The sequence below is a fragment of the Streptomyces sp. NPDC001549 genome (assembly GCF_042894025.1).
Classification (GTDB): domain Bacteria; phylum Actinomycetota; class Actinomycetes; order Streptomycetales; family Streptomycetaceae; genus Streptomyces; species Streptomyces kutzneri.
This window is the reverse complement of the sequence record NZ_JBIAVJ010000009.1, coordinates 40,261-64,196: the sequence shown is the minus strand read 5'-3', so window position 1 is coordinate 64,196 and position 23,936 is coordinate 40,261. Positions and strand designations below refer to the sequence as shown.

Here is a 23,936-nt window from a genome sequence, read left to right as displayed (position 1 = left end):
GTCTTCCGGCGGGTTCACGCGGTGGCGGTGTCGGTGTCGGTAGCGGTGGCGATGTGGGGGGCCAGCACGGCGTCGAGTCCGTGCCGGACGCGCTGGACGAGGGCGCCCTTGCGGTCGAGCGCCCAGCTGAGACCCGCGCCGGAAGTGACGGCCTGCACGGTCGAGGTCAGCTCCTCGACATCCGTCGCGGCACGGAGCTCGCCCGTGGCAAGGGCCTGCGCCAGCAGGGTCCGGACCGCCCGGCGCTGCGCGTCGTGCACGGCGAGGGCCCGCTCGTGCAGTTCGGGGTCCGTGAGGTCCATGCACAGGAACGCCAGGTGGTTGGCGAAGGTTTCCGGAGAGACCATCGGAGCCGTCCACTCCGCGAGCAGGGCGGCCAGGGCCCCCAGTGCCGAGCCCTGCTCCCCGCGGACCCGGTCGGGCAGCGCGTCCGCGTCCCGCACGGACTGGTCGGCGAGTGCCAGGATCAGGCCGCGCTTGGAGCCGAACCGCTGCACGAGCGTGCCGGGCACCAGACCGACCGCGCGCGCCACCGCCGCCAGAGTCAGCCCGGAAGGTCCCAGCCGTCCCATCACCTCGGCCGCCGCACGCAGGATCACCGCGTCTTCCACCCCACGGGGACGTCCGGCCACTGTCGCTCCTCTTTAATAAATGCACGTGCATTTATTAAAGCATGCGAGGTTGGAGGCCGACCGCGACCTGGCCCACGACCCTCGCGAGGCCTAACGTTGGACCATGATCAATATGCCGTCACGGGTCGAACTGCGCCCGCTCACCCTCTCCGACCAGGACGAGTTCTGCACGCTGGTGCGGGCCAGCTCCGAGCTGCACCGGCCATGGATGCAGCTGCCCGCGACCGCGGAGGAGTTCAAGGTCTGGACGCGCCGCTTCGACGACGGCACCAACCTGGGCTTTCTGGTCCGTGTCCGGGAGACCGGCGCAGCCGTCGGCATGGTCAACATCAACTCGATCATCCGGGGCCGCTACCAGGGCGCGTCCCTCGGCTACGCGGCCTTCGCCCCGTCCGCGGGGCGCGGGTACATGACCGAAGGGGTCGCCGCCACCCTGCGGCACGCCTTCACCGACCTGCGGCTCCACCGGCTGGAGGCCAACATCCAGCCGGCGAACGAGGCATCCCTGGCCCTGGTCCGGCGGCTGGGCTTCCGCTACGAGGGGCTCTCGCCCGCCTACCTCTACATCGACGGGGACTGGCGGGACCACGAACGCTGGGCCATCACCGCGCCGAACCCCTGGACACCCGATCCGTCCCTTCCCGAGGTCTGAGGCGTCTACGGCGAGCCGGCCAGCAGCCGGCGCTGGTGGTCCCGCGCCGGTTCGTCGTAGTACTTGTCCGACCAGTGCCCGGCGATGAGCGGCACCGGGGCTTCGACTCCCGTCTCGGGGCCGGGCGTCGGCTGGTCCGCGGCCAGGCGGAGCGAGTCCCGGAAGCGGTGGTGGTTGAACAGGCGGGAGAACTCGGTGAAATAGATCTCCGCGAGGCCGTGGTCGCCCCGGATCACCAGCATGTTCTCGTCGTTCAAGTTCGCGGAGGGATTGCTGAAGTTGGCCGAGCCGGTCACCACGATCGGATCGTCGCCGAGCGGGTCGATCAGCAGGTACTTCGTGTGCAGGTACTCGATGTTGTTGGAGAACGGGTTGTCGTGCTCGGCCGCCCAGCCCGCGAGGCCGCCCTCTTCGACGAGGCCGCAGGCCACCAGCTCGGTCTCGGGATCGGTGACCAGGCTCCGGTGCGCATCGGCGATACCGGCGTTCTCGAACAGCAGCCAACGGAGCGCGGAGTGGTCGCCCGGGAGCAGGTCGGCGAATCGGGGATCGAAGTTGAAAGGGAACGTGATGCACACCAGGTCCTGGGCCGATCCGAAGAGATCGGCGTAGCGGTCCTGCGCCGTGGTGTGCGTGTGCGGGCTGAACACGACCGATATGCCGGCGGGCCAGGGGTCGGGCATCGGGTTGTTGGCGTCCACCCAGTTGTTGAGGGTGCCGGGGGTCGGGTCCGCGACGAGCTGGTCCCAGTAGTCACGGTATCGCCGGGCGACCGACGCATCGGTGACGGTGTGTCCGACGTTGGACTGTCCGAAGATCCCGTTCTCGGTGATGTTGGTCGACCCGGTCCACACGGCCTCGGGCTCGCCCTCGTGGCTCGCGATCACGAACTTGTTGTGCGGGATCCTGGCCCGGGTCCGCCAGGCCACGACCAGGTCGTCGATGCCGGCGGCGGCCACCGCTTCGCGGTTGTCCGGGTGGTCGAACACGACGAGCCGGACGTCCACGCCCGTGTCCGCGGCCACACGGAAGGCCTTGAGCACGGGCAGGTACTCGAACTCGTACAGCGCCGCATGGAGCTGCCGGTGGTCGCCGTCGGCGGCGCCGATGAAGGCGAGCAGCGCCTCCTCCAGGCCGCGCGACAGCCAGCGCCAGGCCTCACGGTTGGGGATGTCATCGGGGTGGAGGTTCTTGAAGCGTTCGGCGTAGGCCTGCGAGGCATACACGCCACGGTTGAACCAGACACCGTGCACGCCCGGCTCCTCGGTCCGCACCCGCAGTTCGACGGTCGAGGCCGGGGTGAGTTCCTCCCCCGGGGTTCCGGTCATGGCGTGCACGCGGTAGGTGTAGGTCCGCCCGGGCTTGGCGCGGTAGTCGCCCCAGGCGAAGGTCTGGAACGGGTTCCAGTTGGACCCCCATCGGCCTCTTGCCTCGGGGAAACGGAGGCGGTTGTCGAGCCAGCGGTGCCGGCCTTCGGCATGGTCGAACCGTTCGACCCCAAAACCGAGAACGCCGTCCATGGCGGCCCGATCGTGGTCGAACCCCAGGACCACCACATGGGTCCCGGCGATGGCCTGTGCCCGCAATGGCCCGGAACTGCTCTGCACCCTCATGCCCACGCCTCCCAGGGCCGTCTTCTGGAGCGAGCTCGATCTCCAGCTTCACCCCGTGCCGGGTCGAGCGCACTCCGGCGCGGGGCGCCGCCCCGTTGCCCAGTGCCAGCGCCGGCCGGCCCCCGGGAGGCCGGCCGCGGCGAGTACCGCGGCGGCGAGGTGCGCAGGGCGCCGGGGCTTGCGGGCCGGCCGCCCCGTCATGACGATCCCGGTGAGTACGGCCATCCACCCGGGCATCCCGCTCCCGTTCCTGCGGCTCGCCACGGCCATCACCAGCATCAGCGCCCGGCACGAACGCAGGCACGCGCCCCCTGGCGCAGCCCGAAGCGGCCGGCCCCCGCCACCGCGCGCCGGCCGGCCGACGGCAGCGGGGAGGAACGGCGACAGTCGCGGAGGACGCGCCGCTTGTGGACGGTCAGCCGCCAGGCGCCGCGAGGGTGAGCGCGCAGTCGAGTACGGCGTCGTCCGGCAGCCGCGCCCACAGCGGTTCCGACCCCAGGAGCAGTGCGCCGTACCCGATCCAGACCGCCGGAGCGCCCCGTCGGCCGGACCGCCCAGGTCCACGACCGCGGCGCGGACGATCCGCTCGAAGTACCAGAGGTACATGCGGCGCCAGGGTTCGGGATGAACCCTGCCCAAACGGCATCCCGTGATCGACCCGGCACGCGGGCAGCAGGCCACGTCGGGGAATCACCCCGCCGCGACACGGGCTAGGGTGCGCTGATGAACTCGCAGTCCCTGTACTTCCATCCCGACTACCTCGACGCCGTGCGGGCCGGCCGGAAGACGACCACCGTCCGCTTCCGTGACCCGGTGGAGGTGGGCCCCGTCAGCCTGGTGTTCGAGCTGGACGAGGAGGTGGCCCTGCCGGGTGTGGTCACGCAGCTCACCGAGAAGACGGTCGCCCAGCTGAGCGAGGTGGACGCCCGGGCGGACGGCTTTCGTGACCTGACCGAGCTCCACGGCAGACTCCGGCACCACTACCCCGACATCGGGCCGGCCGACCACATCACCGTCGTGCACTTCCGGCCGGTGCAATGAGCGGGTGGGCTCGCCCGGCCACGCCGCGAGGCTCCCTCGCCGCGGCCGTGGATCCGGGGGACGTGCGGCGCCACGCGTCCCCCGGACGTCACCGGCCTACCGGTCCTGGGAGAGCCGGACCAGCTCGGCGAAGGAGCCGTCCAGTCGCACCAGCTCCTCGTAACCGCCCTGCTCCGTGATCCGTCCCGCGTCGAGGACGATGATCCGGTCGGCGAGGCGGCAGTTCTCCATCCGGTGAGTGACGATCACCGTGATCCGGTCGTCCTTCATGTCCCGCAGCCCGGAGAACACCATGTGCTCACCGCGCGGGTCCATGGCCGACGTCGGCTCGTCCAAGACCAGCAGCCCCGGCTTCCGGTGGAACGCCCGCCCGCACGCCAGGCGCTGCCACTGGCCGCCGGAAGGCTCGTGCCCGCCCCAGATCGAGCGGGCCAGCAGGGTGTCCAGGCCGTCCGGGAACTCCTGGACGGCCGCCCGCATGCCGACCGCGTCCAGGGCGTCCCAGACGGCCTCCTCGCCACGCGGGTCGGGCTGGCCGAGAGTGATGTTCTCCCGGGCGGAGAAGGGCCAGTACCCGTACGACTGGGTGACGAGGCCGACGTGCCGCCATGCGGAGCGCTGGTCGGCGTCGGAGGTCGGGACCCCGTCCCAGGAGACGATGCCGGACGTCGGGGCGGTCAGCGAGGTCAGCAGCCGGATCAGGGTGGACTTGCCCGCGCCGTTCTCCCCGACGACGGCGATGACCTCGCCGCGGGACAGGGTCAGGGAGACCGGTCCGAGCGACGGGGTGTCCTTGCCGGGATAGGTGTACGTGGCCTCCTCCAGGCGGATCTTCTCCGCCTCCATGACCTGCGGGCCGCGCGGACCCGACTTCTCGGCGGCCTCGGCGACGAAGGTGGTGTAGTCGCCGAGGTAGAGGGCGTGCTGGAACATGGCCGCCCCGTAGACGACGAGCTGCGAGAGGGCGGCGGTGGAGGTCCGCATGGCGACGATCGCCGTGCCGGCGGCGGCGATCGCCATGTACCCGCCGACGACCAGCACGCCGAGGGCCCCGTAGGTCGCCACGACGAAGATCCCCGAGGCGGCGGCGGCGATCAGATAGACCGTGAGGTAGCGGGGCGCGGAGCTGACCATCCGCGCGTCGATGCGCTCGCAGACCGCCGCGTACCAGTGATGGGCGTACGGACGCATGCTGTTGCCGCGCAGCTCGTCGGCCAGCTTCGGGGTGGTCAGGTGCCAGCGCATCATGTGCTTGATGTTGCGGGAGGCGATCGTCTGGTTGTGGAGGCGGTAGTCCAGGCGGGCGGCGTAGACCGAGCCGAGGCCGCGCGGGACCACCGACAGCAGGAGCAGCGGCAGCAGCACGGGGTGGACCACGGCGAGGACGGACGCCACGGCGACCATGTCGATCAGGCCGCCGGTGAAGCCGAGGGCGTCCTGCAGCAGCATGGCGGAGCGGGCGGATCCGGTCTCGGCGGCCTCGGAGCGCTCGGTGAAGTCGGGAGCGTCGTACGCGGCGAGTTCGACGTCCATGTGGGCGTCGACCATGGCGAGATCGGCGAGGGTGGCCATGCCGGGATTCAGGCGGCGGGCCGCGCTGCCCGAGGTGATGGAGGCCAGCGCGCCGAGCGCCGTCATGGCGGCCGCGACGACCAGCGGCCAGGCCGCCGCCGCGATCCGTTCCCCGATGCCGTCTCCGGTCAGGAGCGGGACCATCGCCCGCGAGATCGCCGCGAGCGCCGCCGCCGTGCAGATCCCGCCGAGGATCTGGGCGGTGACCAGGACGTGGAACGCGGTGCGGTTGACGGCGAGCGCGAGCCGCGCGGTCTGCCGGAGGGCGGAGGGAACGCGGCGGGCCATCTGCCCGAGCGACAGCGCCTCCATCGTCTCGTTGTGCTGGCCCCAGGTGTACTTGAACTCCGGTGGGGCGGGTGGTGCGGCGGTCTTGCGGTCCTCGGTCTGCTGCTCGGCCATGCTGCCTCTCCTTCAACTGGGTTGTCTTGGAGGCCGGTTCGCCGCTCACAGCGCATGCCGGAGAAGCCCGTCCCCGCGCTGTGCGGAGGGGCGGCTGCGTGATCGCGGGAACTGGAGGCAGTGAGTACAGCGCAGGCCGAAGGCCGGAGCAGCGGGATCTGGCCGACCTCGCGGCGACGGCTCCCCAGCCGTGGCCGCTGATCGTGTTCGGGCACCGCCGGGCTTCCGGGCGGAGACGGACGGGAGGTTGGCCGGAACCCGCCGGTACGGGGGTCAGCTCGCCGGAAACCGCTTGCGGGCCCGCGGCGGGGCCCCGGCGGGTCGGACGAGGACCTCGCCCGGCGGCCTAGGCCTGGGGCACGGCGTGGTCGAGGGCGCCCAGGGCGTTGATGGCAGTGGGCCAGGGGAAGTGGGCCGGGGCGTCGGGGTCGGCGGGGTCGGGGGTGTATCCGGTCTCACCGTGGAGGAGTTCGACTCCGGCGTTGCGCAGGGTGTTCAGGGAGATTTCGAACTGGGGGTGGGCCGCGAGGGCGGTGTTGGTGCAGGGCATCGCGATGACCGGCGTGCGCTTGCCGGTCGCCTCGGCGGCGAGGCCGACGACGAGGTTGTCGGTCAGGCCCAGGGCCCACGCGTTGATGGTGTTGAAGGTGGCGGGTGCGAAGAGGAGGGCGTCGGCCGCGGGCCATACGTCTGGCTGGCCGGGGAGTTTGTACTGCCAGCGGACGGGGTGGCCGGTGAGCGCGGCGAGTCCGTCGAGGCTTCCGGAGAGCCAGTGCGCTGCGGTGGGGGTGAGGCCGAGGCATACGTCCCAGCCGCGTGCCTGGGCGTCCTCGATGACCCGGGCGACGTCGAAGACGGGCGGGGCGGCGGAGCAGAGCAGGTGAAGGGTCTTCGTGGTCATGCCGCAATATGATCACATGGTTTGAGCGGGATCACGCCTGCCTGAGCAGGGCCGGTTCCACCGGCACCGGACTCACGGCGCCGGAGCGGATGTTCCGCGACGGTCAGCCCGGTCCATGGCTGCGTGGCAGGGCCGAACTGGCGACACCCATGGATGCTCCGCACAGGGAGGGCAAGGCGGGCGGGCCCCCGCCGCTGCGCGTGCGCGGCCCGCCCGGATGGGGGAAGCTGGGTTTAGCCGCACCGCCGACAGCGGGACAGAAGGGCGAGGAGGGCCTCGTGGATACCTCAGAAGACGGCCGGCTCATTCGTGCACCCCGGTCCTGGTTCCGGTCCAGGGTGCGGACCGCCACCGTTCTGTGTGCGGCGGCGGCTCTCGCCGCGGCCGCCGTCCCGGCCTCCGCGCAGAGCCCCCGGGCGGTAGCGGCTCCGGCCGAGCCCCTCGTGGTCGTCGACTGCTTCTCGCAGTCCCAGGTACGCCCCGAGGAGTACTTGCTGGCCTGCGGGGACGGCAACAACCGCCTCGTCGGACTGACCTGGGACACCTGGGGGCCGAAGACCGCGACGGCCACGGGCACCGACATGGTGAACGACTGTGTCCCCTACTGCGCTGCGGGCCGCTTCCGGTCCTACCCGGTGACGGTGACCCTGAGCGCTCCGGAACCCTGGCCGGGCCACCCGGACGTCGAGCGCTTCACCACGATCCGGCTCCTCTACACGGACACCGCACCGTCCCCGGTCCCGAAGGACGTCACGTACAAGCTCGTGTACTGACGGGACGACGTGGGTGACACGGCCGGCCGCCCTTCATTACAGTCGCATCGGAAAGCGACGAAGGATGGGACATGGCGCTGGTCAAAAAGGGATCGCGGCTCATCACCGTGGACGGCAGCACCTACCGGTGGCGACTTCGTGGACGGCCGACCTACGTCCAGGCTCTCGTCATGTCACCCCTTGCCTACGCGGTCGAGCACGCCGAGGCTCCTGGCACCACACTGGTGGTCACCACCGACCGGCCGCACCCGGGCAACTGGCTCGGAACACCGGGAAGCCCCGTTCCGCCCGCCCAGGTGGCCGACAGCATCCGCACCGCTCTCACCACCGGCTGGCGGCCCCAGAGCCCCGGCTCACCGTTCCACCTCGACCGGTCCGCGGGCTTCCGCCCGTCCCGCTGACGGCCCGGGCACGGAAGCCCGGGCCCGTAGCGGTCTCGGAGCCACGGCGAGCGGCTCCGGGTCTGTCGCCAGACGGGCGTGGAGCTCGACGTCGTAGCGGATGCCGTCGTACGCGAGCTTCTGCCGTTGCTGTCCTTCCACGGCGAAGCCCGCGGCGTGAGCGACTCTGCACGAGCCGGGGTTGTTCACCCGGTGCCCCAGTTCCAGCCGGAACAGTTCGGCCTCGTCGAACGCCCAGCGAGCGAGAGCCTGGCAGGCCTGAGAGGCTACGCCCCGCCCCCGGGCCGCAGCCGTGGTCCAGTAGGAGACCCAGCCGACGGAGTGCCGCCGGTTCACCGCGCCGACCGACACCTGCCCGAGCACCGTGTCGGCGCCGTCGACGACGGAGAAGGCGAAGGCGGAGCCCGCCTCCCACTCGGCGGTGCGCTCCGCGATCCACCTCTCCGCGTCTTCCGGTGAACCGATGGGCCGGCTGGTCTGCTCGCGCATCAGGGGATCCGCGAACGCGGCCGTCACCGATGCCGCGTCGCGCACGGCCCATCTCCGCAGCACCAAACCCGGGGCAACTTCTACACGTTCGCGCACGCCACGAGTCTTCCTCCCCGCCGGCCCCCTTGTCATCCCGTTTCGCGGTACGTACTCACGGCCGTCCCCGTCGCGGAGGGGAGCCGGCGGCGATGGCGGCGACCCATTCCGGATCGCGGGCACCGTAGACATTGAGCTGCACTCCGTGCCGCACGTGGGGACGCCAGGTCCTGTGCATCGCGGCCGCGTAGTCGGCCGGGATGCTGGTCAGCCACACGTCTTCCACCTGCGGGACGTGGCGCGGCAGCAGACAGTCCGAAGCGTCCATCCCGAACAGCTCGAAGATCGCGAGCCCCTGCAGCCGCGGCAACCGGTTCAGGGCTGCCGCCGAAGTGAGCGTGCCCAGCTCCCCCGACAGCGACAACCGGGTCAGATCCGGGAAGGCGGCGACGAGGCGGGCGCAGTCGAGCCGGGTGATCCCGCGGACGGTGAGGTGTTCGACCCCCACCTGCACGACGCCGCGGGTGTGTTCGGCGGCAAGTTCCTCGGCTGTGCACGCCAGCGCATACGGGGGTTTCCAGTCCTCGCGGTTGCCGCTGTCCCAGCGCCGCTGCCGGACCAGTTGTTCGCCCCGCCCCCATATCGAGCTGTAGGCGGAGGAGGGTTCGGTCACCAGCGGGAGCAGGGAGCCGATCACCGTGAAGCTTCTCGGAAGCACCCACCCGTGGTTGCAGTGCGAGAGCTTGTTGCCGCCCCAGGGGTGCGTGAGCCGGAGCGGCTGCACGTCGCCCAGGTCGGCCACGGCCGCAGGCTCGGGCCCGGACCAGTCCAGTTCGAGAACCGCAACGCGCTTCGCCACGGCGTCGATGCCGGTGACCTGCGAAGCGGTCCAGGCGCCGAGCGCCGCGGAGTACACCGCGACGACGTCGCCGACGGCTACCGGCCTCGGTGGTTGGTCTCGTCCCATCTCCGAATGTTAGTGCTGTGACCCGGTGAGAGATCGAGCCGTCCGGCGGGGCCGATGGACGTACGCGTATGCAGGTGAGCTCTTCGGCTATGTCGCGTCTCGTGTCATTGGATTTGACTGTGGTCATGACGAAGACGACGAAGAACGAGAACGAGAACGATACGCAGACCACCGACCGGAACACCGGCGCGAACGAGCACCAGGCCGACGCCGACGCCGGCGGTGTCACCCTGGTGATCGGGGGTACCGGCAAGACCGGCCGGAAGGTTGCCGAGAGGCTCACGGCTCAGGGCCGCCCCGTCAGGGTCGGATCCCGCCGTGGCGAGCCGGCTTTCGACTGGAACGATCCCGCGACCTGGCTTCCGGCGCTCGAAGACGTGGACCGGGTGTACGTGACGTACTACCCCGATCTCGCCTTCCCGGGGGCCTCCGTGCAGGTGACGGCCTTCGCGGAGGTGGCGGTGGCGGCCGGGGCCCGGCGCCTGGTGCTGCTGTCCGGGCGTGGTGAGGAGGCGGCGCGGACCAGTGAGGAAGGGTTGAAGGCCTCCGGCGCGGACTGGACGATCGTCCGGTCGAGTTGGTTCAACCAGAACTTCGACCAGAGCTTCTTCCTCGACTCCGTCCGGACGGGCGAGATCGTGCTGCCGACGGCGGACGCGGTCGAGGCGTTCGTCGACACCGGAGACATCGCCGATGTGGTGGTGGCCGCGCTGACCGACGACCGGCACATCGGGAAGACGTACGAGCTGTCGGGGCCCCGTCTGATGGGTTTCGAGGACGTGGCCGCCGAGCTCTCGAAGGTGACCGGCCGTGAGATCGCCTATGCGCCGATCCCGATGGAGGACTATCGTGCGGTGCTGCGTGAGAACGGGCTGCCGGAGGAGTTCGCCGAGCTGTTCACCCTGATCCTGGACGGGCGCAACGCGCACCTCGTGAACGGGGTCGAGGAGGTGCTGGGGCGGCCGGCCCGGGATTTCTCGGACTTCGCCCGGGAGGCGGCGGCCACCGGTGTCTGGGACGTCGAGGCCCTCTGATGCGGACCGGCCACGCCCGCGCCCGGGTTCGTGACGGGGTGTTGTTCCGTCGTGGGGAGGATGTGCGTATGGACATGCTGGCCGGTCTCCTTGCGGGCCCGCAGGCCCGGGGCGCGTTCCTGCTGAAGTCGGTGCTCGACCCTCCGTGGTCGGTGCGGATCGAGGACCGTGCCCCGCTGTCGGTGGTGACCATGGTGCAGGGCTCTGCCTGGCTGCTGCCGGACGACGAGGGCGCCGAGCCGGTACGGATCGGCCCCGGGGACGTGGCCGTCGTACGGGGGCCCGCGCCCTACACGGTCGCGGACCTGCCGGACACCCCCGTCCAGATCACGGTGGGGCCCGACCAGAGGTGCAGTACGCGGGAGGGCGAGGACGTCTCGGATTCGATGGCGCTCGGTGTGCGGACCTGGGGCGTCGCCCGCCCCGGCCCAGGGGCGGCGGTGATGCTGAGTGGCACCTACCAGGCGCCTGGCGAGGTCGGCGGCCGGCTGCTGAGCGCGCTGCCCACGATCCTGGTGAGGCCGGCCGGGACCGCCGATTCCACCCTGATCGCACTTCTCGCCTCGGAGATCTCCAGCGAGGAGCCGGGCCAGGAGGTGGTCCTGGACCGGCTGTTGGACCTGCTGCTGATCGGGGTGTTGCGGGCGTGGCTCGCGGCACCCGGGTCCGGCGCCCCGGGCTGGTTCCGGGCGCAGGGCGATCCGGTGGTCGGGCCGGCGCTGCGGCTGCTGCACGAGAGCCCGGCGTACGGGTGGACCGTGGAGGAGCTGGCCCTGAAGGTGGGCGTTTCCAGGGCGTCGCTGGCACGCCGGTTCACGGAGGTCGTCGGCGAGCCGCCGGTCGGCTATCTGACGGGCTGGCGCCTGACGCTGGCGGCCGATCTCCTGCGCGAACCGGATGCCACGGTCGAGATGGTGGCCCGCAAGGTCGGCTACAGCAGTGCCTTCGCCCTGTCCGCCGCCTTCAAGCGGGTTCGCGGGGTCAGCCCACGGGAGTTCCGCTCGGGGAAGACGGTGCCGGGTACGGCGATGGCGCAGGGTCCGCGCGGCACGGTCGTGCTCGGCCAGGCCGTTTCCTGAGGCGAGCCTGCGAAGACCGAGCCCCCGAGGACCGAGGACCGAGCCCCGAAGAGCCGGATTGCCGGACGGCCCTCAGGTCCGGTCCGGGATGAGGGAGAGCCTGGCCACGCGTTCGTCACCGCTGAGTTCGCCGGTGGGTCGGAAGCCGAGGCCGAGGTAGAAGGGCTCGGGGCTGTTCGTGCCGGTGTCCCAGGTGACGTACACGTGGTGGATGCCGCGGGCGCGCATGTCTTTGGTGACCGCCTGGACGGCGAAGCGGCCGTAGCCCTTGCCCTGGTGGCGGGCGTCGATGTTGAGGCGCCAGATGCCGCTGCGCCGGTCGTCCGGGTCGGCGGCCGGGTCCCAGACGATGTCGTGGAAGGCCATGACGAAGCCGACGGTTTCGTCGCCGTCGACGATGGCCCGGGGCCAGGCCGTCGCGGTGTGCACGTACGCCTCGGCGAGTGACTTCACCACGGGGGAGACCAGATGGGCCTGGTCGGGACGGACCCGTATCGCGCAGACCGCGTCGAAGTTGTCGGCGGTGACGGGCTCCAGGCGCAGCGGGCCCGGTGCGGGGACGTTCAGGGCTGGCATGGCCCCAGCGTATCCCCCGCTCCGACGCTCTGCGGGAGCGGCAGCAGTGGCTAAAGATTCACCCAAGGGGTCACCGAAACCCGGCGGAATTTCGAACAGGCGATGTCACGATCGGGCGTTCGTGTTCAGAACGCGCCGCACCGCACTGCATCGCACCGTGCTGTACTGACTGTTGGAAGAGGACGAGAGTCGAATGACCATCAATCCGACGCCGCACGTTCCGACCCCGCCACCGGCCTCGCCGGCGACACCGGGCCGGCCGCAGAGCACCCGGCTCGCCACCACGCTGATCACGCTGTCCACCGTGCTGGTGGGTCTGATGGCCGGGCTGTTCTTCGCTTTCGACGTCTCGGTGATGCCGGGGCTGGCGGCCGGTGACGAGCAGACGTACGTCACCGCGATGCGTGCCTTCAACAAGGCCATCGACGGCAATCCGCTCTTCGGTTCGGTGTTCCTGCTGGCCCTGGTGGCGGCCGTCGCCTCGGCGGTCGTGGAGTACCGCGGCGGCCGCCGCGCCACCGCCCTGTGGGTGGGGGCGGCCGCGGTCGCGTACCTCCTCGTCCTCGGGATCACCTTCGGCGTGAACATCCCGCTCAACAACGAGCTCGCCGACGCGGGCGCGGTCGAGCAGATGACGGACTTCTCGATCGTCGAGCGGTTCAAGTCCACCTGGGTCACCACGAACATCGTCCGCACCCTGCTCTGCACCGCGGCCCTCACCGCCCTCGCCCGCGCGGCGCTGCTCCACGGCCGCGCCACGCGCTGATCGCACCGGGCGCATCCGCGGGGAATCCCTTCACCGGGGAGGGGATTCCCCGGTCAGCCGGCGTGGGAGGCGATGATCCGCGCGCACTCCAGGGATTCGGTGTGCGCGGTGTTCACCTCGAGGTCGTAGGCCACTCCCCGGTGCACGGCGTCCGCCTGCGCCGCGGCCATTCCCCTGACCCGGTCCCCTCGCGCGATCTCACGGCCCGCGGCCACCGCACTGTCGCACCGCACCCCGACCCACAGGACCGGCACGTCGCCCAGCGCCTTCCGCCACCGCTGCTGGGACGCCGCACCACCGAGGAACACGTCGTCGACGACGATCCGCGCGCCCGCACGGGCCATCGCCACGATCCCCTCCGTCCAGGCCGCCTCCAGCGCCCGGAACGTCGCCCCGACGCTCACCGTGCCGTCCGCCGTGATCTCGATCCCCTCCTGCGCCGCCTGCATCGCGGCGGGCAGGGCGTCGACGAACGCATCACACCCGAACGACAGCCACGGGTCCGGCAGCGCGGCCTGCAGACACCGTACGATCCCGGACTTCCCCGAGCTGGAACCACCGTTGAGAATGATCATCTGAGTCACCGCGCCACAGTAGGCCGCTTCCCCTCCGGCACGGAACAGGTTTCGGCGGACACCGATCAGCCCCGCGAAAACCGGGTGCGGCCACCCGCACGGCCTTGGGATCATGTTCGAATGGTCCACCGACTCGACCCCCTGGTCCTCCGGCACACCCACCGCATCCCCCGCTCCACGGGACCCGTCGGGGAAGGCGCCGTCGCGGCGCAGCAGTTCGACGCCGCGCTGATGTCCGTGGGCTTCAAGCTCTCGGCACAGCTGCTCGCGCACCTGTCGGGACTGTCCGAGGGGGCGGTCGTCGACACCGCCGTACGGACGCTGGGCACCGTCCGCGAGATGGTCGGCGACCACGTACAGCACAACGCGTACTTCATCGACTTCCCGGCCAACGTGCCGGACACCTTCGACTTCTGGATGCAGTGCATAGCCGAGGCGCTCGCCGACGACGACGCGCGCGCGAGCACGCTGGAGCAGCTGAGCACCGGCGTCGTGAACCTCCTCACGCTCCCCTCGTACGGGAACTACCGGCACACGTACGCCGAGATGCTGACCCACCACGACGAGCTGATCGCCGTGGCGGGCGACCGTATGACGGTCCTGCACCTCGGCGCCGCCCCGGACGACGAACTCACCGCCCTCTACCTGGCCTTGGCGGGCAGCACCACACCCCTGGGCGAGGACGGCCTGCGGGACCTGCGTGAACTCGCCGGCCACTGCGCGGACGGACCGCAGCCCGAGGAGATCCCCGTACGGGAGAACCGGGCCGTGGTCAACGAGGCCCGGCTGAAGGCCGGCGCGAGCCTGCTGCTGGACACGGTCACAGACGTGCTCCGCCTCGCCTGCGCGCTCTCCGGCGGTGATGTCGGCCTGCAGGAGCCGACGCGGCTGCGCGGGATCTCCCGTGCGGCGCGCCGGGCGCTGCTCGCGGGCCTCGACGCGCTCGTCGGCGCGGCGCCCGCCAAGCTCGCCGACGTGCACGCACACCGCGAGATGTGGAAGCGGCTCGGCGAGCGGCTGCACCCGCACGAGTACCCGCAGTGGCCGCACGCGGCCGACGTGTTCGCCGTCGCCCGTGGCGAGAAGGCGGCGCGCTCCCTCGAAAGCCGGGTGGAGGAACTCCACGCCCGGCTTGACCCCACCGGCGCGGCCGAGCTGCTGAAGGCCGCGCCCGGCAAGCTGCTGCGCTCCCTGGACCGGCTGCTGCGCTCCGCCCACACCCAGGACGAGCGCGACGCGGTCGCGGCCGCCGCCGAGCAGGCCGTCCCCGACGTCTCCGGCCGGGTCCTCATGTCGGTGCGCGAGCACCTGCACAACCGTGCGGAGGAGACCGGCGAGCAGCGGGTGTTCGTCAACCGTTCCGGCCGGGCCTGGGTCACCGAGGACACACGCCCGCCGGTGTTCGCGCCCGAGCGCAAGCGGATGATCGCCGCGATCGACGCGGAGCTGCGCCGCCGGGTGCCCGCCGCGGACCACCTGCTGATCGACCCGGACGTCCTGGACGTGGCGCTGCCGCTCAGCGGCAAGGCGACCGCGTCCGGGTTCGGCGTGCTGCCGCGCGGCTCGGTGTCCCGGGTCGACGGCGATCTGCTGCGCTTCTTCGTGTACTGGAAGCAGACCGCGCGCAGCACCGACTACGACCTGTCGACGGCACTGCTCGACACCGACTACTCGACCGTCTCGGGGCTGTCGTACACCAACCTGACCGAGATCGGGGGCAAGCATTCCGGCGACATCACGAACGCGCCCCACGGGGCCTCGGAGTTCATCGACCTACGCCTGGACGTGGTGCGCGCCACGTGCATCGTCCCGCAGGTCCACATCTACTCCGGGGAAGGCTTCGAAGAGGTAGAGGAGTCGTTCTTCGGGTTCATGCTGCGCGAGGCCGAGCAGAAGGGACGACCCTTCGAGCCGCGTACGGTGCGCATGAAGTCGGATCTGCGCGGTCCGGGTCGGGTCGCGCTGCCGCTGGTGTTCCTGCGCGGGTCCGACGGCCGGTGGCGCGCCAAGTGGCTGCACCTGTGCCTGACGGGGCCCCTGTCGTACAACCGGGTCGAGGACCACCGGGTGACGGTCGCGACGCTGATGCGCGCCGTCGTCGAGCGCGAGCAGCTCACCGTCCGCTACCTCATCGAGCTGATGACCGGCAGCGCGACGACCGTCACCGTGTGGGACGGGAAGACCGTTCCGGCGGGTCCCGTCACCTACGTCGGCCTGGAGCGGCCCGAGAAGCTGCACCCGGGGTCGCGGATCGTCACCCCCGAAAACCTGCGTGACCTGATCCCCGCCTGAGTGTTAACGTGGCCGTGGCGAGGCCATGAAGGGGCTTCCTTCTCAACACTCCAAGATAGCCTCTTCGCTTTCCTCGCCACCGACTTGAGACCTCCGGCCGTCTCCGCATCACGCGGGACGGCCGGAGGTCTTTCCGTGTCGGACGCCGGACCGCCGGACCGCCGGCCCAGGACGGCTCGGTTCAGGCCCACTCGGCTCGGCTGGGCTCGGCTCAGCTCAGCTCAGGAAGTCGGCGACCAGCTCGGCGAAGGCCTCCGGGGTGAGGACCTCGACACCGAGCTCGGCGGCCTTGACCGCCTTCGAGCTGGGCTTGCCGCTCGCGGAGGGGGCGGAGACCAGGATGGTGGTCTTGGCGCTGACGCTGCCGCCCGCACGCCCGCCCGCCTTCTCGATCAGTGCGTTCATCGCGTCCCGCCCCTGGCCTTCGAGCGCTCCGGTCATCTTCCCGGTCACCACGACGACCTTCCCGGCCAGCGGCCCGGACTCCTGTGCAGCCGATGCTTCCTGCGGCTCGCTCATGTTGACGCCCGCCGCGGCGAGCTTGTCGATGACCGGGGCCAGGGCGGCGATCTGCTCGACGATCACCGGGGCCTTCTCCGGGCCGATGCCGTCCACGGCCTGCATGGCCAGGGCATCTGCTTCGCGGACGGCGTCCATCGTGCCGAAGTGCCGGGCTATGCGGCGCGAGATGCTGCGCCCGGTGCCCAGAACGCCCAGCGCGCAGACGACACGGCTCAGCGGCCGGGCCTTCGCCGCCGCGATCTGCTCGGCGAGTTTCGAGGCCCGCTTGGCGCTGCCGGAAGCGGTGGTGAGCTGCTCCAGGGACAGGGTGAACAGGTCGGCGACGTCCGTGACGTCACCGGCGTCGACCAAGGCCTTGACGTACGTCCTGCCCAGCCCGTCGATGTCGAGCATCTCGCGCCCGGCGGCGTACTCGATGAGAGCCGGGAGGGCGCAGGCCGCGCCCTGCGCGCAGCGCCAGCGCTCCTGCGTCTTGTTGATCTCCCCGCCGCAGTTGGGGCACGCCTCGGGCAGGGGCACCTCCGTCGCTCCGGCCGGGCGCAGCGGCACCACGGCGGCCTGGACCCGCGGGATGATGTCGCCCGCCTTGTAGACCGTCACGGTGTCGCCCAGGTGGAGATCGCGGCGCCGGATGTCGGCCGGGTTGTGGAGGGTGGCCCGGGTGACCGTGGACCCGTCGATCAGGACCGGGGCGAGTACGGCCGTCGGGGCGAGCACCCCGGTCCGGCCGACCTCCCACACCACGTCCTCCAGCACGGTCTGCCGCTCCACGGCCGGGAGCTTGAAGGCGACGGCGAAGTAGGGGAACCGGCTGCCCAGTCCCGCCGCTTCCTGCTCGGCCGCCTCGTTGAGCTTGATCACGACACCGTCGATCCCGAACGGCAGTCCCGCGCGCAGGGCGGCGATCTCGTCCACCCGCTGCTGGGCCTCGGTGAGGGTGGCGGCCACGTGCAGTCCGACCGGGGTGTCCGCGGTCGTCCGGACTCCGGCCGAAGCGACCGCGGCCAGGGTCTCGGCGTGTGCGGCTCCGGCGGGCAGGAACGATTCCCCGTCCCGTTCGACCGCGCCGTACGCCCAGAACGTCATCATCAGCCGGTACGGGCGGTCCTTGGCCCGCAGCGTGCCGGCCGTGCCGTTGCGGGGGTTGGCGAAGACCTGCGCGCCGTGCGCGGTGCGGACCGCGTTCGCCGCCTCGAACTGCTCCTGGGTGAACAGCACCTCTCCGCGCACCTCGAAGGTGGCCGGCACCGGCAGCCGCTCGGGCAGGCCCTCGATCTGCCCGATGACATGGCTGATGTCCTCACCGGTGCTGCCGTCGCCCCGCGTGATGATCTGCACCAGCCGCCCGGCCCGGTACCGGGCGGCGACGGCCGCGCCGTCCAGCTTCGGCTCGACGGTGAACCCGCCGGCCGGTGCCTTGCCCAGCCGCCGCTGCAGGGACTCGCCCCACGACAGCAGGCCGTCGGGGTTGAAGACGTTGTCGAGGCTGAGCAGCCGGGTGGTGTGCGCGACATCGCCGGCCGGGGCGGCGCCGTCGCCGACCTGCCCGGTGGGGGAGTCGGCGGCGGCCTCGTCGGGGTGCTCCGTCTCCCAGGCCAGCACGGCGAGCCGGAGCTGGTCGTAGGTGGCATCGTCCATCGGGCTGTCGCCGTCGGCGTAGTACGCCCCCGATGCGTCGCGCAGGCGCCCGAGCGCAGCCTCGTACGCGGAGCGGCTGGACATGCTGGACAGCGCCTGATCGGCGGAAAGGTTCATCATGGGAGTGATCCTCTCGCGCGCCACTGACAATCGCCCCGGCCCGCGCACCGCAGGCCCTCTCGGCGGACGGCGGGCCGTCACGGCCCGCACGCCCGCCGGGTGTTCATCCTCGTGCTGCGGGCTCGGCCGTTCGGGCCGCGGCGCTTCCCGCCGTCCGCTCCGCCTCTCCCGCCTCTCCCGCCTCCTGCGTCCCGTCAGGCAGGTCCGCCGGGCCTTCGAGGGCGGTCGGGCGCTCCGCCCAGAACGCCCCGGAGGCCGCGCGCCGCGCGAGCATCACCAGCAGCCCTGCGAGGCTCAGGCCGAGGGCGATGACCAGCGGCGGGCCGAGGCCGAACCAGGACGTCCCGCCGGAGGAGTTGGACGGGTCCGCCATGTCGACGACCGCCTCGGCGAGCAGCCAGATCAGCACCCCCGCGCCGACGAGGGGGCCGGCCCCGATGAACAGGAACTCGCGCACCCCCGCGGTCAGCAGGCGCCGGTGGCAGACCGCGCAGGCGATGCCGGTGAGGGCGTAGTAGAAGGCGATCGGCAGCGAGAGGGCCGTCAGTGAGTCGGCGAGCGCGTTCTCGCTGACCTGGTGGATGAACAGGTACCAGGCCGTGGCCGTGCCGGCGACCCACCAGGTGCTGACGGCGGGGGTGCGGTACCGGCTGTGGATCAGGCCGAACCTGCGGGGGAGGGCGTGCCTGCGCGCCATGGACAGCGCGGTACGGGAGGCCGGGATGATCGTCGTCTGGGTCGAGGCGAGCGCCGAGGTGGCGACGGCGAGAAGGACGATCCAGTCCCAGCCGCCGAGGGCCTCGCGGGCCAGGGAGGCGAAGACGGCTTCCTCGTCGTCGGCGTGCGCGGTGAGATAGCCGGTGCGGGCGTACGCGACCACCGCGAAGGCCACGGAGACATAGGTGGCCAGGAGGACCACGGTCGACCAGACGCCGGCCCGGCCCGGAGCGGAGGAGGGGTCCTTCGTCTCCTCGGTGAGGTTGACGGCCGACTCCCAGCCCCAGTAGACGAAGACGCCGAGGAGCAGTCCGCCGGTCAGCGCCGTGCTCCCGGCTCCGAACGGGTCGAGCCAGCCGGCGGACGGGCGCAGCGCGTCGAGGGAGCCGGTTCCGGCGTAGACCCGGTACAGGGCGACGGCCGCGAAGACGAACAGGCAGACGGTCTGCAGCAGCACGAGGAAGGCCGGGTCAGCCGCGCCCCGCCGCGCCCCCGCCCCCGGCGCCCGCCGCGTCCGCGAGCTGCCTCTCGGCGGTGTCCAGCAGCATCTCCAGCGCGACCGGGTACGCGCTGTGGGGCATCCGGGCGGCCAGCAGCCCCGCGGTGGCCGCGATGTTCGGGTAGGCGTCGGCCGGCAGCCGGGCGTACGTCGACTCCCACCGCTCCTCGTCCGACTCGCGCGCCTTCTCCGTCAGCGCGAGGGGCCCCGCGTCGAGCGCCGCGAAGGCCAGGGCCTGGTCGATGTAGGCGTGGTAGATCCGTACGGCGTCCTCGTCCGCGAAGCCCGCGCCGCGAAGGCTGCCGAGGATCGCCTCGTCGGCCGCGATCTCGCGCGGCCGGCCGCTCACCCGGCTCGCGGTCAGCAGCGCCGCCTGCGGGTGGGCGAGGTAGGCGCCGTGGATGCGCAGCCCCAGTGAGCGCAGGTCGTCGCGCCACCGCCCGGTGGGGACCCAGCCGTCGAGTGCCCGGCCGATCAGCTCCTCGCCGATGGCCAGGGTCAGACCGTCCATGCCGTCGAAGTACCGGTACAGGGTGCTGGGGTCCGCCCCCAGAGCGGCGCCCAGCCGCCGGGCGGACAGGCCCGCGCTCCCGTGCTCGCGCACCATCCGCAAGGCCGTCTCGACGATCAGCCGCTCCGAGAGCACCGTTCCCTGCCGGGTCGGGCGCCGCCGCCTGCGGGCCTCCTCCGGGACCACGTCCTTCGCCATCGCCCACCTCCGTCCATCCTTATGCCAACACCATTGACCTTAACTCGGACGGAACGGTTCCATCAGCCCCCTGAGGCGCACGCCTCACCGAGAAAGGACCTCGCCATGCGTGTTCTGCTTGTGGGTGCCGGCGGTGTCGGGAGCGCGATCACCAAGATCGCCGCCCGCCGCGGCTTCTTCGACCACTTCGTCGTCGCCGACTACGACCTGGCCCGCGCCGAGGCCGCCGTCGCGGCCCTCGGCGGCGAGGAGCAGCGGTTCAGCGCCTGCCGCGTCGACGCCTCCGACGAGGCGGCGGTCAGCAGGCTGCTCACCGAGCACGGATGCGACGTCCTCATGAACGCCACCGACCCGCGCTTCGTGATGCCCCTGTTCAACGCCGCGCTCGCGGCGGGCAGCCACTACCTCGACATGGCCATGTCCCTCTCCCGCCCCCACCCCGACCACCCGCACAGCGAATGCGGGGTGAAGCTCGGCGACGAGCAGTTCGAACGGGCCGGGGAGTGGGAGAAGGCAGGCCGCCTCGCCCTCGTCGGCATGGGCGTCGAGCCCGGACTCTCGGACGTCTTCGCCCGCTACGCCGCCGACGAGCTCTTCGACGACATCGAGGAGATCGGCATCCGCGACGGAGCGAACCTGGCCGTCGAGGGCTACGACTTCGCCCCGTCCTTCAACATCTGGACGACGATCGAGGAGTGCCTGAACCCTCCCGTGGTCTACGAGCGCGAGCGCGGCTGGTTCACCACCGAGCCGTTCAGCGAGCCGGAGGTCTTCGACTTCCCCGAGGGCATCGGCCCCGTCGAGTGCGTCAACGTCGAACACGAGGAGGTCCTCCTCGTCCCGCGCTGGGTCGGCGCCCGCCGGGTCACCTTCAAGTACGGCCTCGGCGACGACTTCATCGGCAAGCTCAAGACCCTCCACGCCCTCGGCCTGGACTCCACCGCACGGGTCGCGGTCCGCGGTGAGGACGGCAGCGAGGTCAGGGTCTCGCCCCGCGACGTGGTCGCCGCCTGCCTGCCCGACCCGGCGGCGCTCGGGGACCGCATGACCGGAAAGACCTGTGCCGGCACCTGGGTCAAGGGCACCAAGGACGGCCTGCCCCGCGAGGTCTACCTCTACCACGTGGTCGACAACCAGTGGTCCATGCGCGAGTACGGCTCCCAGGCCGTTGTCTGGCAGACCGCCGTCAACCCGGTGGTGGCCCTCGAACTCCTGGCCACCGGCGTCTGGTCGCAGCCCGGCGTCCTCGGCCCCGAGGCCCTGCCGCCCCTCCCCTTCCTCGACCTGCTCACCGCGTACGGCTCCCCGTGGGGCATGCGGGAGCAGGGCGCGACCCCGGGCAACTGACCGTCCGGCGCACCGGAGGGGCAGCACCGAAGCCGGCGCGCCGCCCCTCCGGCGGCCGCCACGCCGCACCGAACCATGCGCCGCCAGCGGCACCCCTGCTGCATCCTGACCCCTGTCGGAGATCTTGAGCCGGGAGCGGAACATGTGGTCAGTGGTGTCGGCGAGTGAACTGCCCGTGGGGGAGCGCTTCGACTGGTTCTCCGACACGCTCTCGCGGGAGGTGGTGCCCACCGCGCTGAGCACCGAGCGGCCCGCCGAGTTCCAGGCCGAGGCCGCTGTGCTGGAGCTCGGTGAACTCCGGCTGGCCAGGCTGGAGTTCTCCCCACTCAGTTCGCGGCGCACCCCCGCGCTGATCCGGCGCGGTGACCCGGGGCAGTACCAGCTGGGACTGATGAGAGGGGGGCGTGCGTTCCTGGCCCAGCAGCGCAACGAGTGCAGTGTCGGCGCCGGGGACATCCTGCTCTGGGACACCTCCCGCACCTCCGACGTGCAGACCTCCGCCGATGACGGCCTGGTGCGCCTGGCCATGCTCCAACTGCCTCAGAACGCACTACCGTTGAACGTGGACCGGCTCGGGCCGATGCTCGCCCGCCGGATCCCGGGAGACCAGGGCGTGGCAGCGGTCCTGACCGCCTTCGTGGACGCACTCGAAGGCCACGGCGGCCAGTGCACCCCGGCGGAACTGCACCGGCTCGGTACGGTCGCGGTCGATCTCGTCGCCGCCTGTCTGGCCCAGCACCTGGACGCCGAGGCCGAGCTCCCCGCGGAAGTCCGTACGCAGGCGCTGCTGCAGCGCGTCTACGCCTTCATCGACCACAACCTCGCCGACCCGGCCCTGACCCCGTCGGCGATCGCCGCCCGCCATCACGTCTCCGTGCGCACCCTCCACCAGATCTTCCGGCGGCAGGACGAGACCGAGACCGTCCAGGCCCGGATCCGCCGGCGTCGCCTGGAGCGGTGCCACAGCGACCTCACCCGCCCCGAACTCATGGACCACCCCGTGAACGTGATCGCCGCGCGCTGGGGGTTCAGCGGCCCGGCGGTCTTCAGCCGGTCCTTCCGCGAGAGGTACGGTCTCACCCCGACGGAGTTCCGCGCGCTGAGCGCCAACGAGGGCCGCGCTGTGCGCACATCGTCGTGACACGTCCCTTCTTCCCCCCGCTGGAAGTAGCGGAAAACTCCAAGATCGACTCGCGATCCTTGTGCCCGGTGGGGCCACCGTCCGTGTCCCGTCCTGTCGCAGACTTACAGGACACGGTGCCCCGGCCGGCCGCCGCATCCCAGGCCCGATCGACCCAAGGACTGCACATCGTGAGCGAGCGCGTTCTCACCCCCCGCAACCGGGGCTTTCTCTTCCTCGACTCCCACCCGGCGGGCTGCGAGCGGCTGGTGGCAGACATGTGGCAGGCATGCCCCGACCCAGCCGACGTGCCGGAGGGGGCCGGGCCGGTGGCTCTGATCATCGGCTCCTCGGCCGGATACGGCCTGGCGGCCACCGTCGCCGGACTCAAGCGGGCCGGCATTCGCGGCGTCATGGTCTCCTTCGAGAAGGCCCCCACCGAACGGCGTACCGCCACGGCCGGCTGGTACCGTACCGCCGCCACGGCCGACATCGCCCGTACCGCCGGGCGGGATCTGGTCTTCCTCAACGGCGACGCGTTCTCCGACACGATGAAGAACGAGGTGGCCGGCCTCATCGAGCAGCGTTTCGGCGGCAGGCTGGACTACCTGATCTACTCGGTCGCCGCGCCCCGGCGCACCGACCCGGACACCGGCACCACGTACGCCTCCGTCCTCAGGCCGATCGGCCGGGCGAACCGCACCAAGACCCTGGTCTTCGACGACCAGGGAGTTCCCGAGGTACGCGAGGTCGAGACCGGGCCGGCCGAGGGTGATGACGTCGAGCAGACCGTGGCCGTGATGGGGGGCGCGGACTGGGAACGCTGGATCGACCACCTGGCCGGCCGGGGACTGCTCGGCGAGGGCTTCGCCACCGCCGCGCTGTCGTACATCGGCTCGCCGCTGACAGCGGCGATCTACCGGCAGGGCACCATCGGCGCGGCCAAGGCCCACCTGGAGGCCACCGCCCGCACCCTGAACGAGCGGCTCGGCGCAACGCTGGGCGGGCGGGCCGTGACCTCCGTCAACGGCGCCGCGGTCACCCAGTCCTCCACCGCCATCCCCGGCATCGCCCTCTACACCGGCCTGCTGCGCGGCGTCCTCGGAGCGGACCTGATGCCGCCGGTGCGTCAGCTCGCCGCTCTGTGGGACCAGCTCACCGGCGTCGCGCCACTCACTCTGGATGACGAAGGCCGGGTCCGTCTGGACACCTGGGAACTCACCGACGAGGTCCAGGCGGCCGTCGCCGGGCGCTGGGAGGCCGCCACGACCGACACCATCGCCGGTCTCGCCGACCTCGACTGGTTCCACGCGGAAGTCCAACGCCTGTACGGATTCTCCGTGCCGAGTGTCGACTACACCGCCGCGGTGGCCACCGACGTTCCCTGGCCCGTCCCCACCCCCTGATCCCGGCGCGGGCCCCGCCGCCGGTCTCTCGACCGGCAGCGGGGCCCGCGGGCTCCG

21 protein-coding genes and 1 pseudogene are annotated in these 23,936 nt (G+C 71.6%); 11 read left to right on the top strand and 11 right to left on the bottom strand.

Features of this window, described 5'->3' with window-relative positions; all coding sequences use genetic code 11:
- Positions 1-14: 14 nt before the first annotated feature.
- On the bottom strand, positions 15-632 hold the full coding sequence (locus tag ACFY04_RS17255) for a TetR/AcrR family transcriptional regulator (RefSeq protein WP_389117485.1): 618 nt from the start codon (positions 630-632) through the stop codon (positions 15-17).
- A 103-nt stretch (positions 633-735) separates the two neighbouring features.
- Here ACFY04_RS17255 and ACFY04_RS17250 point away from each other — a divergent pair, with 103 nt between their 5' ends.
- Positions 736-1,284: a GNAT family N-acetyltransferase gene (locus ACFY04_RS17250; RefSeq protein WP_389117483.1), complete on the top strand. Its 549-nt coding sequence runs from the start codon at positions 736-738 to the stop codon at positions 1,282-1,284.
- Positions 1,285-1,289: 5 nt separating this feature from the next.
- On the opposite strand, the gene ACFY04_RS17245 is transcribed toward ACFY04_RS17250, so the two are convergent.
- The gene (locus ACFY04_RS17245; protein WP_389117481.1) at positions 1,290-2,897 is read right to left on the bottom strand and encodes a phospholipase D-like domain-containing protein; all 1,608 of its coding nucleotides are present in this window, start codon (positions 2,895-2,897) and stop codon (positions 1,290-1,292) included.
- A gap of 723 nt (positions 2,898-3,620) precedes the next feature.
- On the opposite strand from ACFY04_RS17245, the gene ACFY04_RS17240 reads away from it, so the two are divergent.
- Positions 3,621-3,938, top strand: coding sequence for an ASCH domain-containing protein (locus tag ACFY04_RS17240; RefSeq protein ID WP_389117479.1), 318 nt, complete (start codon positions 3,621-3,623; stop codon positions 3,936-3,938).
- A gap of 96 nt (positions 3,939-4,034) precedes the next feature.
- Here ACFY04_RS17240 and ACFY04_RS17235 read toward each other — a convergent pair whose 3' ends face one another.
- Together ACFY04_RS17235 and ACFY04_RS17230 are read right to left on the bottom strand one after the other, a co-directional pair.
- On the bottom strand, positions 4,035-5,912 hold the full coding sequence (locus tag ACFY04_RS17235; protein ID WP_389117477.1) for an ATP-binding cassette domain-containing protein: 1,878 nt from the start codon (positions 5,910-5,912) through the stop codon (positions 4,035-4,037).
- A 346-nt stretch (positions 5,913-6,258) separates the two neighbouring features.
- The gene (locus tag ACFY04_RS17230; RefSeq protein ID WP_389117476.1) at positions 6,259-6,813 is read right to left on the bottom strand and encodes a flavoprotein; all 555 of its coding nucleotides are present in this window, start codon (positions 6,811-6,813) and stop codon (positions 6,259-6,261) included.
- Between the two features lie 278 nt (positions 6,814-7,091).
- On the opposite strand from ACFY04_RS17230, the gene ACFY04_RS17225 reads away from it, so the two are divergent.
- Positions 7,092-7,586, top strand: a complete 495-nt coding sequence (locus ACFY04_RS17225) for a hypothetical protein (RefSeq protein WP_314246187.1) — start codon at positions 7,092-7,094, stop codon at positions 7,584-7,586.
- Positions 7,587-7,657: 71 nt separating this feature from the next.
- Positions 7,658-7,987: a hypothetical protein gene (locus ACFY04_RS17220; protein WP_389117474.1), complete on the top strand. Its 330-nt coding sequence runs from the start codon at positions 7,658-7,660 to the stop codon at positions 7,985-7,987.
- Here the strand turns inward: ACFY04_RS17220 and ACFY04_RS17215 are convergent.
- The gene (locus ACFY04_RS17215; protein WP_389117473.1) at positions 7,940-8,608 is read right to left on the bottom strand and encodes a GNAT family N-acetyltransferase; all 669 of its coding nucleotides are present in this window, start codon (positions 8,606-8,608) and stop codon (positions 7,940-7,942) included. The genes ACFY04_RS17220 and ACFY04_RS17215 overlap by 48 nt on opposite strands.
- Before the next feature lie 19 nt (positions 8,609-8,627).
- Complete coding sequence (locus ACFY04_RS17210; RefSeq protein WP_389117471.1) at positions 8,628-9,479, bottom strand: hypothetical protein; 852 nt, start codon at positions 9,477-9,479, stop codon at positions 8,628-8,630.
- Positions 9,480-9,604: 125 nt separating this feature from the next.
- Between ACFY04_RS17210 and ACFY04_RS17205 the strand changes: the two genes are divergently transcribed.
- Entirely contained in the window at positions 9,605-10,513 is a 909-nt protein-coding gene (locus ACFY04_RS17205; RefSeq protein WP_389117469.1) for an NAD(P)H-binding protein, read from the top strand.
- Between the two features lie 68 nt (positions 10,514-10,581).
- A complete protein-coding gene (locus tag ACFY04_RS17200) occupies positions 10,582-11,592 on the top strand; it encodes an AraC family transcriptional regulator (RefSeq protein WP_389117467.1) in 1,011 nt (336 codons plus the stop codon).
- Positions 11,593-11,664: 72 nt separating this feature from the next.
- Here the strand turns inward: ACFY04_RS17200 and ACFY04_RS17195 are convergent, their stop codons facing one another.
- Positions 11,665-12,168, bottom strand: a complete 504-nt coding sequence (locus tag ACFY04_RS17195; RefSeq protein WP_389117465.1) for a GNAT family N-acetyltransferase — start codon at positions 12,166-12,168, stop codon at positions 11,665-11,667.
- Between the two features lie 193 nt (positions 12,169-12,361).
- Between ACFY04_RS17195 and ACFY04_RS17190 the strand changes: the two genes are divergently transcribed.
- Complete coding sequence (locus tag ACFY04_RS17190; RefSeq protein WP_389117463.1) at positions 12,362-12,934, top strand: DUF1772 domain-containing protein; 573 nt, start codon at positions 12,362-12,364, stop codon at positions 12,932-12,934.
- A 53-nt stretch (positions 12,935-12,987) separates the two neighbouring features.
- Here ACFY04_RS17190 and cpt read toward each other — a convergent pair whose 3' ends face one another.
- The gene (gene cpt, locus ACFY04_RS17185; protein ID WP_389117787.1) at positions 12,988-13,509 is read right to left on the bottom strand and encodes a chloramphenicol phosphotransferase CPT; all 522 of its coding nucleotides are present in this window, start codon (positions 13,507-13,509) and stop codon (positions 12,988-12,990) included.
- A 120-nt stretch (positions 13,510-13,629) separates the two neighbouring features.
- On the opposite strand from cpt, the gene ACFY04_RS17180 reads away from it, so the two are divergent.
- The gene (locus tag ACFY04_RS17180; RefSeq protein ID WP_389117461.1) at positions 13,630-15,801 is read left to right on the top strand and encodes a hypothetical protein; all 2,172 of its coding nucleotides are present in this window, start codon (positions 13,630-13,632) and stop codon (positions 15,799-15,801) included.
- A gap of 216 nt (positions 15,802-16,017) precedes the next feature.
- Here the strand turns inward: ACFY04_RS17180 and ligA are convergent, their stop codons facing one another.
- The 3 genes and pseudogenes from ligA to ACFY04_RS17165 form a co-directional block, all read right to left on the bottom strand.
- Entirely contained in the window at positions 16,018-18,081 is a 2,064-nt protein-coding gene (ligA, locus tag ACFY04_RS17175; protein WP_389117459.1) for an NAD-dependent DNA ligase LigA, read from the bottom strand.
- Between the two features lie 103 nt (positions 18,082-18,184).
- Positions 18,185-19,258, bottom strand: a pseudogene (locus ACFY04_RS17170) (APC family permease); the annotation flags it as partial.
- A 10-nt stretch (positions 19,259-19,268) separates the two neighbouring features.
- Positions 19,269-20,006, bottom strand: a complete 738-nt coding sequence (locus ACFY04_RS17165; RefSeq protein ID WP_389117456.1) for a TetR/AcrR family transcriptional regulator — start codon at positions 20,004-20,006, stop codon at positions 19,269-19,271.
- Between the two features lie 105 nt (positions 20,007-20,111).
- Between ACFY04_RS17165 and ACFY04_RS17160 the strand changes: the two genes are divergently transcribed.
- From ACFY04_RS17160 to fabV, 3 genes are all read left to right on the top strand, one after another.
- Positions 20,112-21,353, top strand: a complete 1,242-nt coding sequence (locus ACFY04_RS17160; protein WP_389117454.1) for a saccharopine dehydrogenase C-terminal domain-containing protein — start codon at positions 20,112-20,114, stop codon at positions 21,351-21,353.
- 142 nt (positions 21,354-21,495) lie between these two features.
- Positions 21,496-22,494, top strand: a complete 999-nt coding sequence (locus tag ACFY04_RS17155) for a helix-turn-helix domain-containing protein (protein ID WP_389117451.1) — start codon at positions 21,496-21,498, stop codon at positions 22,492-22,494.
- 170 nt (positions 22,495-22,664) lie between these two features.
- Positions 22,665-23,879, top strand: coding sequence for an enoyl-[acyl-carrier-protein] reductase FabV (gene fabV / locus ACFY04_RS17150; protein WP_389117449.1), 1,215 nt, complete (start codon positions 22,665-22,667; stop codon positions 23,877-23,879).
- Positions 23,880-23,936 lie beyond the last annotated feature (57 nt).